Here is an 11,401-nt window from a genome sequence, read left to right as displayed (position 1 = left end):
CGACTCCCGTCCTTTTTCTTCCATATCTCTATTTTACCACGTTCTTTTCTCCTTGTGAATACAGGTTCTTACAGCAGGGCGGTGATTGCCGCAGTCAACGACTATTTTGAGCGCCGGGGGCGGCTGTTCTCTGACCCGTATCTGGAAACCCGTGAGAAGGAGGACGCTTTCCTCCAGCGGGTGCTGGAAACCATCCGGGCCGGGTTCGATCACGCCGCTCCTGTCAGTTCAGCGGCTACGCTGCTCAACCTGTTGCAGAATATCCCACCGCAACCGGCCTCTACTGAGAACGCAACCCAAGAGGACCAGCAGGAATCGGACGATACAGCATTGGATTTCGTGGACAGTTTTTGATACCACAGCGGGCCATTTTGATGCCATAACGAATTGAATTAACACCAAAAATATAAGCACCAGATACCAAATTTCTTGTATTTACACAGGGAATTTGTATCTGGTGCTGTTTTTTGCCCTTTATGATACCAACTTGCAGAATTTTGGTGTCAAAATCAGGCGTTTCCAGTGCTAACAGGCCAGTTAAGGCCGGGAAGGAGTTACTATGACGGATAATGAAAAGAAACTGATCCAGGCCCGACACCGTTTGGAAGAAGCCCAGGCCCGTGACCGTGTGAAGCAGCGCAAAGCCCGGACACGGCGGTTAATCCAGGAGGGGGCTGTTTTGGAGAAGGCTCTGCCGCAGACGGTGAGCATGAGCTTGAACGATTTGGAAGCATATCTTCACGAACTTACAAATTGAGTACGCAAAGCAGGAGCGTCCCGGTTCGCCGGGGCGCTCCGCTTTTCCCGGCCCGAAGGGCGCACTTACTCACCACCCGCTGCGCGGGCGGTGGTACTGCCTTCGGCAGTCGTGCGCTCTGCGAGGCGGATGCGGCCCCTGCGGGGGCCTGCCGGGAATGACTGCGGTCATTCCCGGTGCGTATGGAACAGATCGGCGCGCCGACCTGTTCCATACGCCAGCGAAAACCTGCCACTGGCAGCTTTTCGCTGTTACGGGGGACGTTGGACGAAGGACGGGAGACGAAGGACGGAGGTAATAAAAACTGGCAATTTATCATTTGGAGGCAAAGGTTATCAGCCGGGGAACAGGCCGCTCCGCTGTCGCGGCGGCGGCCTACATGAGTTGCTCCCGGATTTACAACGACTATGACGGCGTACAGCATGACTATATCCGGAAGCAGGGGCTTGTGTGGCAACAGGTTTTTCTGCCGAATATGGCGCCTACGGAGTGGGCGGATCGGGAAATCCTCTGGAACGCCGTGGAGGAAGCGGAGAAAACGAAGGACAGCCGCCTCGCCCGCGAGTTCGTGGTGGCGCTCCCTGTTGAACTGAGCAAAGACGAGTGGATAACCCTGTTGACGAACTTCATACAGACCAATTTTGTGGCGGATGGGATGTGCGCTGATGTGTGCATCCACGATACGGATGGTCACAATCCACACGCTCATATCCTGCTGACCGTGCGGCCTCTGACCAAGGATGGTAAATGGCAGCATAAGACCGAAAAAGAATATTTGTGTATTCGGGATGGTGAGGAACGGAGATTCACTGCGGCGGAGTTTAAGTTGGCACAGGCCGAGGGCTGGGAGAAGCAGTATCCGTACAAAGTTGGCAAAAAGAAAGTATATATGACACCCTCCCAGGCGGAAGCGCAAGGTTATGAGCGCATTTCCAAGTATCCCAAAAGCACAAAGTACGGCAGACAAAATCCTATCTCTGAACGCTGGAATAGCGAGGATCAGCTTGCCCTCTGGCGGGCGGCATGGGCCAATGTGACCAACCGATTTCTTGAGCGGGCCGGGAGCCAGGAGCGTGTTGATCATCGTAGCCATGCGGAGCGTGGGTCGGATGAACAGCCTACCATTCATGAGGGAGTAGCCGCCCGTGCGCTGGAACAAAAGGGCATCATTTCTGAGCGCTGTGAACTGAACCGGAAGATCAAGGCGGACAATGCCCTGCTGCGGGAGTTGAAATCGCTGGTTAAGAAACTGATGGATGCAGTAAAGAATACGGTCCCCGCTATCGCGGAGGCTATGGAAACTGTACGCCAGAAAATGATTATCTTCCGGTATCAGCTTTTACATATTGGAGCTGGAAAGAAGCATTTTTCTGATACGCTTCAAGCCGTCCGGCCAGACATTAAACGGTATGAGGATGTAGCCCAAAAGTTCAAGATAAAGATTCGGGAGCGCCGGATATTGCTGGATGAGAAAAAAGCTACCTCAGCACTCCAGGTGTTCCGGCATCGGGATTTGGCGCAGAAAATCGCCGCTTTGACAGAAGATATTGAGGAATTGAAAAGCGAGAAAGCCCTGTTGCTCAATCAGTTTAATTGTGTGAACGATTATGGTATGGCGGAAATCAAAAAACGTATCGTTTCGATGGAATCCTCTCTGGAAAAGCTGGACCAGCAGGAGGTGAAGTACACCGATGAACTGGAAGTGGCACTGGCGCAGTATACTGAGTTGCAACAACAGTCTGCAGATATGGACACCATAGAACTGGATACCGCCCGTCATGCTATCCGTCCTGATAAAGAGTACGAAACTCTACAGCGGTTACAAGCTGCCTATGGCAAGAAGTTTGATTCCGGAACGCTGGCACAGAGCCGAATGGATGTTGCCGAAATGTTGAATGAAACAGCGGAGCCGGTATCTATTCGTCTGATGAACCTGCAACAGTTGCAGGTTCATCAGACGAAGCAAAGCTACGAAAAAGAGCGCGGCCAGGAGAGGTAATGCTCCTGGCCCGCTACTTTATCTCGGGTTCAAGATTTTCAAATAGTGGATCATCGAAAAATTTGCGAACACTGATTTCAAGGCCGTCACAAATCTTTTGAATGGAAACAATTCCCGGATTCTTGCTTTTGGTGTTCAACATACTGTAAATCGTGGAAGGCGCAACGCCGCATTGGTTGGCAAGGGCGTTGATTGCGATATTCCGCTCCAAGCATAGCGCATGGATGCGACGAGCAACCGCCGTCTTAGCATTCACCGCTACACCACTCCCTCCCACATGATGCTTCTATTGTAGCCAAATTTGCGATTTATCGTGTAGGATATATCCCAAATGCAAAATCTATGCTATAATGAATTTGCGATATATCGCAGATTAATTAGGAGGGATAATATGCCAATCTGTTTCTTTATTGGACACCGTGAGGCCCCAGACACTCTATTAGATAAATTTTCTGCTGTGGTTGAACGCCACATAACCGAATACGGCGTGACAGAGTTCGTCGTAGGCAAATATGGCCGCTTTGATGCACTGGCGGCAAAATGCGTCAAGGCATCAAAAAGGCGCCACCCGGAGGTGACGCTCACTTTGCTGTTGCCCTATCATCCCTATGACCGACCTACGCCGACACCGCCCGGTTTCGATGGTACGTTCTATCCGCCGGGAATGGAGGCTGTGCCTAAGCGGGCAGCTATCGTCCGGGCCAACCGATACATGGTGGAGCACAGCGAGTATCTGATTGCCTATGTGAAACATTCAGTCAGCAATGCGTGGGATTTGGTGGAGTATGCCCGGAAGCGCGAAAAGCAAGGACGTATAAGAATCACTCTGCTCCCATAGCAAGAAAAATTCTTTCAACAAACGCTCCCTTCTCGAACAATGTAGCAATACATTCGGTTGCTTTTTGTCGCTTTTGACTGTATAATGGAAACACCAAATCATACCAGAGGAGAAAATGGGATGGCTGAGACGAATACAACCAACAACGGCTTCGAAAAACAGATATGGGACGCGGCCTGTGTCCTGCGCGGCAACCTGGACGCATCGGAATATAAGTCTGTCGTACTTGGCCTGATTTTCTTAAAATACATCTCCGACCGGTTCGAGGCAAAATACAACGAGTTGCTAGCCGAGGGCGACGGCTTTGAGGAGGACATCGACGAGTACACATCCGAGAACATCTTCTTCGTACCGGAGTCTGCCCGGTGGAAGGTCATTGCCGCCGCCGCTCATACGCCGGAGATCGGCGCAGTGATCGACAACGCCATGCGCAGTATCGAGAAGGAGAACAAGAAGCTGAAAGACATTCTCCCCAAGAACTTTGCCCGCCCGGAGCTGGACAAGCGGCGACTGGGCGATGTGGTCGATCTGTTTACCAACCTCCAGATGGTAGAGGCTGGCAGCAGCAAGGATATTCTGGGGAATGCCTACCAGTACTGCCTGCGGAAATTCGCCGAGCAGGAGGGCAAGCTGGCCGGGGAGTTCTTCACGCCGGAGTGCGTGGTCAAAACGCTGGTGGAGGTGCTTCAGCCCTTCAATGGGCGGGTCTATGACCCCTGCTGCGGCAGCGGCGGTATGTTTGTCCAGTCGGCTCGGTTTATCGAGAACCATAGCGGGAACATCAACCGCATTTCAGTTTATGGTCAGGACTCCAACCCCACCACCTGGAAGCTGGCACAGATGAATCTAGCCATCCGGGGCATTGACGCTGACCTGGGGAAGTTCAGCGCCGACACCTTCTTTGACGACTGTCACCCACAGCTCAAGGCCGACTTTGTGATGGCGAATCCGCCCTTCAACCTCTCCAACTGGGGTGCGGACAAGCTGCGGGAGGACGTGCGGTGGCAGTACGGGATGCCGCCTGCCGGGAACGCCAACTTCGCATGGCTCCAGCACATGATCTGGCACCTGGCCCCAGGCGGGCGCATCGGCATGGTGCTGGCAAACGGCTCGTTGTCCTCCCAGTCCGGGGGCGAGGGCGACATCCGCCGGAATATGATAGAAGCTGATCTGGTGGACTGCATTGTAGCCATGCCGCCCCAGCTGTTCTACACCACGCAGATTCCCGTTTCCCTGTGGTTCCTGGCGAAAAACAAGAAGCAGAAGGGCAAGACGCTGTTCATCGACGCCCGGAAAATGGGAACGATGGTCAGCCGGAAGCTGCGGGAGCTGACGGACGGGGACATCCGGGAGATCGCGGATACCTACAACGCTTTCGCGGCGGGGACGCTGGAGGAGGTCAAGGGGTTCTGCGCGGCGGCGGACTTGCAGGAGATCGCAAAACAGGACTATATCCTTACGCCGGGGCGGTATGTGGGAATCAAGGAGCAGGAGGAAGATGGGGAACCCTTCGAGGAGAAGATGGGGCGGCTGACTTCCGAACTGGGGGAGTTGTTCCAAAAGTCCCACGAGCTGGAGGGGGAGATCAGGAAGCAGTTGGGGGCGATTGGGTATGAAATATGAGAATCAAATGGTTTCTTTGCTCCAAATATCCGATGCTCTCAGCGATGGGTTACATAAAGCGCCTAAGTTTTATCCAGATGGTGAGTATCTGTTCGTAAATGCAACCAATTTAGAAAACGGGCGCATTGTCGAAAAAGGCAAAGAAAAGCGGACGACCTATGAGGAATTTCGCAAATATGGAGTTCCGCTTACTAAACGCACTATATTGTATTCGATTGATGGTACAATAGGTAATATTGCTCGCTATCGGGGAGAAAAGTGCGTACTCGGTAAGGGGGCTTGTTTTATAACAGTTTGTGCAGATGTCGATGTTGACTATATTTATTATCAACTCCAAAGTCCACATTTCAAAAACTATATTGACTTGATGTCTACGGGTTCAACGATAAAGCATATTTCCTTGAAGACCATGCGTAACTATACTTTTTATCTACCTAAATTAGATTTACAGCGAAAAATATCACACATTCTGAGCTTGCTGGATAGTAAAATTGAACTGAACCAGAAGATAAATATGAATTTGGAGCAGCAAGCCCAGTCTCTTTTTCAAGAGCTATTCATAGATAATGCTTGTCCTGAATGGCAAACAGGAACAATCTGCGATCTCGGAACTGTCATTGGAGGTAGTACTCCCTCAAAAGCAAAATCAGAATATTATACTGACCACGGGATTGCATGGATTACACCCAAAGCTCTTTCGGTCAATAAGTCAAAGTTCATAACGCATGGAGAAACTGATATTACCGAATTGGGATTGAAAAATAGCAGTGCAACCATTATGCCGGAAGGAACTGTCTTATTTTCATCCCGTGCGCCTATCGGATATATAGCAATAGCGGCTGGTGAGGTCACAACAAATCAGGGATTTAAGTCTGTTGTTCCAAAGCAAGAAATCGGGACAGCTTATGTTTACTATTTTTTGAAGAACAACCTTTCCATTATTGAAGGAATGGCTTCCGGCTCTACCTTTAAAGAGGTATCTGGAGGTACAATGAAATCTGTGCCAGCGGTTATTCCAGATGCTAAAACTCTTGCTGAATTTAATGCATTTTGCATACCTGTTTTTGCCCAACAACAACTTTTGGAAGAGCAAAATCGATCTTTGATCGCTTTACGAGATAGTATGCTCCCAGAGCTCATGGCTGGCAAAATCGATGTGTCAACTGTTCAAGCATAAAGAAAAAACACTTTACGGAGATGTTAATATGAAAATAAACAAAATAACAGCAATAGTCTGCGGTACATTGACTCTTTTCACTGGGGTTGGGACTGTACTTTTGGCACTATTCGCGCCACAGACCACTGGATATGCCGCATTGCAGGGAATTGTATCTAGTGTTTTTAGTGGTTTTATTGTTTCCCTTGTTGTACCGACTATCGGCTATTTCCATGAAAGAAATATGATTATCGAAAAAACAGACAGTAATATTCGATCACTCTATGTTAATATGTGCGTTATTTCTCAAGAAATCGGAAAAATCTTGCCCCAAATTCCATTTGCAATGAGAATGGAATCGCTATCTTTTAAACAAGTATATGAATTATCAGCACTAAGTATTGATTTTTCCAATGGCATGAATCTTAATATGTTTGTACCATTTTGCAAGCGGGGGAAATTCGCTCGAGTTTATGGTGAATTGCAGGACTTCCAACAAACAGTTTATAACATTAGAAATATTTCGACAAGTCTGTATGGACAAACTCAGGAATATGATATTCAATCTTTGACCATGCAAAATAATATAATGAGGGGGATAGCTGTTGATCCTGCTAATAATATGGCCTTAGAAACACTTAAGAATGCAATTAATGTCCGAACCGCAAAATTTCATGAATATACAACAGGCCAGCTGTTTGAGTTAGAAAAAATTGCAAAAGTTTTTTATGCAAGCAAAAATAGAAAACAGTCTTGGGAAGATATAAAACCTAGCTTAGCAAAACAGGTTGAAGATATTATGAGGAGATAGATCATGTCTACCCATTTCACCGAATCCCACTACGAAAACGCCGTCCTCCAGCTCTTTCAGGAGCAATTAGGCTATACCTACGTCTACGGCCCTGACGTGGCGCGGGACTACCGATTTCCGCTATATGAGGACATTCTCCTCCCCTGCCTGCGGCGGGTCAACCCTGCCCTGCCCATGGACGCGCTCAACGAGGCGGCCTACAAGCTGAAAAACTTCGAGAGCGGGACGCTGCTGCAAAAGAACCTGGTGTTCATGGACTACCTGCAAAACGGCGTGCCGGTGAAATATTTCGTAAACGGCGAGGAGCGCTCCACCCTCGTCTACCTCGTGGACTACAAAAATCCCAACAACAACGATTTCACTATCGCCAACCAGTGGACGGTGGTAGAGAACTCAGAAAAGCGGCCCGACGTGATTTTGTTCGTCAACGGACTGCCGCTTGTTGTCGTGGAGCTGAAATCCCCCTCTCGGGAGGAAACGGACGCCTCAGCCGCTTACCGCCAGCTTAGGAACTATATGCACGAAATTCCTTCGCTGTTCGTCTACAACGCCGTCTGCGTCATGAGCGATATGACCCACTCCCGGGCCGGGACGATCACCTCCGGTGAGGACCGGTATATGGAGTGGAAGACAACGGACGGCAGCTATGAGAATACGCAGTATGCCCAATTTGATACATTTTTTAAAGGGTTATTTGAGAAAGAACGCTTTCTTGACATTATCAAAAATTTTATCTGCTTCAATGCAGACGGTCAGAACACGTTCAAAATTCTAGCCGGGTATCATCAGTATTTTGCCGTCAAAAAGGCGGTGGAATCCACCCGCCGCGCCACCCGCACAGACGGCAAGGGCGGCGTTTTCTGGCATACCCAGGGCAGCGGAAAATCCCTGTCCATGGTGTTCTACGCCCACTATCTGCAAGAGGCACTGGAGAGCCCAACCATCGTTGTCATAACCGACCGGAACGATCTGGACGATCAACTCTACGGCCAGTTTGCCCGATGCAGGGATTTTCTGCGGCAGACGCCGGTACAAGCCACCTGCCGCAAGCTGAGCGACGAGTATAAGGAGAAACTGCGGCAGGGCGAAACGCCGAAGCATATAGAAATTGGCTTGAAGGACTGGTTAAAGGACCGTCAGACCAACGGGATCATCTTTACCACTATGCAGAAATTTGAGGAGAGCGGCGAACCGCTCTCCGAACGCTGGAATATTATCGTTATGGCGGACGAGGCCCACCGGGGGCAATACGGCCTGACAGAGAAGGTGGTTACCCGGCGGAAGGATAACGGGGAGATCGAAGCTAAAACGGTTGTCGGGACTGCCCGAATCATCCGGGACAGTCTGCCCAACGCTACATACATTGGTTTTACCGGCACGCCGGTTTCCTCCAAGGACCGCAGCACCCGCGAAGTGTTCGGTGAATACATCGACATCTATGATATGACGCAGGCTGTGGAAGATGGTGCCACAAGGCCGGTCTACTATGAGAGCCGGGTCATTCACCTGAAATTGGACGAGCACACCCTGCGTCTTATTGACGCCGAGTATGACATCATGGCCCAGAAAGCGGACCCGTATGTCATTGAAAAGAGCAAGAAGGAATTGGGCCAGATGGAGGCCATCCTGGGTGCGGAGCAGACGATCAACTCTCTGGTCAATGACATTCTCGACCACTACGAGAATTACCGGGCCAATATCCTGACGGGAAAGGCCATGATCGTTGCGTATTCCCGCCCCATTGCTATGAAGATATACCAGCGCATTATGGAACTGCGCCCTGCGTGGACGGAGAAAGTGGCGGTCGTGATGACCCAGGGTAACAATGACCCCGAGGAATGGCAGAAGATCATCGGGAACAAGGCACGCAAGGACGAGCTGGCGAGGAAATTTAAGGACAACGAGTCGCCTTTGAAGATCGCCATTGTGGTGGATATGTGGCTGACCGGGTTTGATGTTCCATCGTTGGCGACGATGTATGTGTATAAGCCTATGTCCGGCCACAATCTGATGCAGGCCATCGCCCGCGTCAATCGCGTCTTCCAGGACAAAGAGGGTGGGCTGGTGGTGGACTATGTGGGTATTGCTGCCGCCCTCAAGCAGGCAATGAACGACTACACCGCCAGAGACAGGAAAAACTACGGCGACACCGATGTCAGCAAGGCCGCCTATCCGAAGTTCTTGGAAAAGCTCTCGATTTGCCGGGATTTCTTCCATGGCTATGACTATGGGAGGTTTATGTCCGGCAATGATTTTGAGAAAGCGAAGGCTATCAGCGGAGGCGTCAACTTCATTCTGGGCAAGAGTGTTGCGGAGCATAACCTGCCTGAAAATGAGCGGACGCAGAATGTTTATATCAAAGAGGCGTTGCTGCTCCGGCAGGCCCTTACCCTGTGCGGCAGCTTGGTGGATGAGAGTACACGTTTTGAGGCGGCGTTCTTTGATGCTGTCCGCACGATGATCGTCCGCTTACAGTCCGGCGGGACAGGGAAGAAATTTACCCTGCCCGAAGTGAATGAGCGGATTAACGAACTATTGAAGCACAGCATTAAAAGCGAGGGCATAATCAATCTTTTCTCCGATGTGAAGTCGGAGTTCTCCCTGTTTGATCCGAAGTTTCTGGAAGAAGTGGCAAACATGAAGGCGAAAAATCTGGCGGTGGAACTGCTGAAAAAGCTGATCGCGGAACAAGTTTCCGTTTACCGCAGGACGAACCTGGTCAAGTCGGAGAAATTTTCTGAGATCATCCAGAGCGCCATGAACCGTTATCTGAACGGAATGCTTACCAATGAGGAAGTTATTGAGGAACTTCTGAAGCTTGCCAAGGATATTGCGGCGGCAAATGCGGAGGGGGAGGCGCTGGGGCTGAACGCGGAGGAACTGGCTTTTTATGACGCGCTTACCAAGCCCCAGGCGGTCAAGGATTTTTACGAGCATGAGGAATTGATCGCCATCACCAAGGAATTGACCGACCTCCTGCGGAAGAACCGAACCATCGACTGGCAGAAGAAAGAGAGCGCCCGCGCCGGTATGCGCAAGCTGGTTAAGCGGCTGCTCAAGCGGCATAAGTATCCCCCGGAGGGGATGGACGATGCTGTGCAGACGGTAATAGGTCAGTGCGAAATGTGGACGGATAATATTTTTAGGTGAAAATATCCTTGACAAATCGCTTCTCAGAAGCGGATTTTAGAGGACTACGCAAGGAAAAACGGCTTTACCAATATCCGGCACTTTACAGATGACGGAATCCGTGGAACTACGTTCAAGCGTCCGGGGCTGGACGCTATGTTGGACGAAATCCGGGCGGGGAACGTGGCAACGGTTATCATCAAAGGCCAAAGCCGAATCGGGCGTGACGTGGTTGAAGTGGGGCTATTGAAGCGCACCTTTGACGAGTACCATGTGCGTTTTATCGCCGCAAATGACAACCTTGACACCGCCAACGGCTTTGATATTATGTCTATCTTCCGTGACGTGATAAACGAGTGGTATGTTGCCGACACCAGCCGCAAAATCAAAGCTGTTTTCAAGTCAAGAATGGAAAAGGGCTTGCGCTGCTCTGGTAGTGTCTGCTATGGCTACCGCGCTTCCAAAGAGGAAAAAGGCGAATGGATAATTGACGAAGAAGCCGCCGCCGTTGTGCGCCGTATCTTCCAGAGCGTCCTTGCCGGGGAAACCGTAGCCAGCATAGCAAAGGCACTCCGCGCCGAGAAAATCCCTATCCCGTCCGAGCATTGGAAGCGGACAGGCGAGCCAGTCCGGGCGGCAAAATACACAGACCCCTACGCATGGTCAGCGACCACTATCGGCTACATACTGAAACGCCCGGAATACACAGGACGCAAGGTATTAGGGAAAACCGTATGCGAGAACTACAAGACCAAAAGCAGCCGCAAGACCGCGCCGGAAGAACAGTATATTTTTGAGGACGCAATCCCCACCATTGTTGACGTGGAAACATGGCAGACCGTACAGAAGATACGGGAAACCGTGCGCCGCGCCCCGAAGCGGCAGAACGCCCCTAACCGCTTGACTGGGCTTCTCTACTGCGCCGACTGCGGCTCAAAACTCACACACCGCTACAACCTTGTGCAGGGGAAATGGGTAGAGGACGCTTTTATCTGCTCCGGCTACCGCCATTTAGACGGTGTCGTCAATAAAGAAGGAGCCAAATAGCAATACAACGTATTTGGACAGCAGCAGCGAAAGAAGCGGCA

The 11,401-nt window shown here is 50.6% G+C and carries 9 protein-coding genes and 1 pseudogene; 9 read left to right on the top strand and 1 reads right to left on the bottom strand.

Going from position 1 to position 11,401, the window contains the following annotated elements; translation table 11 throughout:
* The 3 genes and pseudogenes from D5269_RS15820 to mobQ all read left to right on the top strand — a co-directional run.
* Positions 1-354: pseudogene (locus D5269_RS15820) on the top strand (hypothetical protein); the annotation flags it as partial.
* Positions 355-559: 205 nt separating this feature from the next.
* On the top strand, positions 560-757 hold the full coding sequence (locus D5269_RS15815; RefSeq protein ID WP_120486744.1) for a DUF3847 domain-containing protein: 198 nt from the start codon (positions 560-562) through the stop codon (positions 755-757).
* Positions 758-1,061: 304 nt separating this feature from the next.
* Entirely contained in the window at positions 1,062-2,756 is a 1,695-nt protein-coding gene (gene mobQ, locus D5269_RS15810; RefSeq protein ID WP_120486743.1) for a MobQ family relaxase, read from the top strand.
* 13 nt (positions 2,757-2,769) lie between these two features.
* On the opposite strand, the gene D5269_RS15805 is transcribed toward mobQ, so the two are convergent.
* Positions 2,770-3,012, bottom strand: coding sequence for a helix-turn-helix domain-containing protein (locus tag D5269_RS15805; RefSeq protein WP_120390455.1), 243 nt, complete (start codon positions 3,010-3,012; stop codon positions 2,770-2,772).
* 135 nt (positions 3,013-3,147) lie between these two features.
* Here D5269_RS15805 and D5269_RS15800 point away from each other — a divergent pair, with 135 nt between their 5' ends.
* The 6 genes from D5269_RS15800 (at position 3,148) to D5269_RS19040 (ending at position 11,360) form a co-directional block, all read left to right on the top strand.
* The gene (locus D5269_RS15800; RefSeq protein WP_120486742.1) at positions 3,148-3,594 is read left to right on the top strand and encodes a hypothetical protein; all 447 of its coding nucleotides are present in this window, start codon (positions 3,148-3,150) and stop codon (positions 3,592-3,594) included.
* A 120-nt stretch (positions 3,595-3,714) separates the two neighbouring features.
* The gene (locus tag D5269_RS15795) at positions 3,715-5,217 is read left to right on the top strand and encodes a class I SAM-dependent DNA methyltransferase (RefSeq protein WP_120486741.1); all 1,503 of its coding nucleotides are present in this window, start codon (positions 3,715-3,717) and stop codon (positions 5,215-5,217) included.
* On the top strand, positions 5,207-6,394 hold the full coding sequence (locus D5269_RS15790; RefSeq protein WP_199735759.1) for a restriction endonuclease subunit S: 1,188 nt from the start codon (positions 5,207-5,209) through the stop codon (positions 6,392-6,394). Before D5269_RS15795 ends, D5269_RS15790 begins: the two co-directional genes overlap by 11 nt.
* Before the next feature lie 28 nt (positions 6,395-6,422).
* Positions 6,423-7,184: a hypothetical protein gene (locus D5269_RS15785; protein WP_120486740.1), complete on the top strand. Its 762-nt coding sequence runs from the start codon at positions 6,423-6,425 to the stop codon at positions 7,182-7,184.
* 3 nt (positions 7,185-7,187) lie between these two features.
* On the top strand, positions 7,188-10,334 hold the full coding sequence (locus D5269_RS15780) for a type I restriction endonuclease subunit R (RefSeq protein ID WP_120486739.1): 3,147 nt from the start codon (positions 7,188-7,190) through the stop codon (positions 10,332-10,334).
* Between the two features lie 15 nt (positions 10,335-10,349).
* On the top strand, positions 10,350-11,360 hold the full coding sequence (locus D5269_RS19040) for a recombinase family protein (protein ID WP_256374383.1): 1,011 nt from the start codon (positions 10,350-10,352) through the stop codon (positions 11,358-11,360).
* Positions 11,361-11,401 lie beyond the last annotated feature (41 nt).

Origin of the sequence: Anaerotruncus sp. 1XD42-93, from assembly GCF_009917605.1 — a bacterium.
Taxonomy (GTDB): Bacteria; Bacillota; Clostridia; order Oscillospirales; family Ruminococcaceae; genus Anaerotruncus.
This window is presented reverse-complemented; position numbering and strand designations above follow the sequence as displayed.

Excerpts from the sequence above, each read along its gene's own strand:
- D5269_RS15815 (WP_120486744.1), top strand. The coding sequence starts at position 560 with ATGACGGATAATGAAAAGAAACTGATCCAGGCCCGACACCGTTTGGAA.
- D5269_RS15780 (WP_120486739.1), top strand. The coding sequence starts at position 7,188 with ATGTCTACCCATTTCACCGAATCCCACTACGAAAACGCCGTCCTCCAG.
- D5269_RS15790 (WP_199735759.1), top strand. The coding sequence starts at position 5,207 with ATGAAATATGAGAATCAAATGGTTTCTTTGCTCCAAATATCCGATGCT.
- D5269_RS15800 (WP_120486742.1), top strand. The coding sequence starts at position 3,148 with ATGCCAATCTGTTTCTTTATTGGACACCGTGAGGCCCCAGACACTCTA.
- D5269_RS15795 (WP_120486741.1), top strand. The coding sequence starts at position 3,715 with ATGGCTGAGACGAATACAACCAACAACGGCTTCGAAAAACAGATATGG.
- D5269_RS15785 (WP_120486740.1), top strand. The coding sequence starts at position 6,423 with ATGAAAATAAACAAAATAACAGCAATAGTCTGCGGTACATTGACTCTT.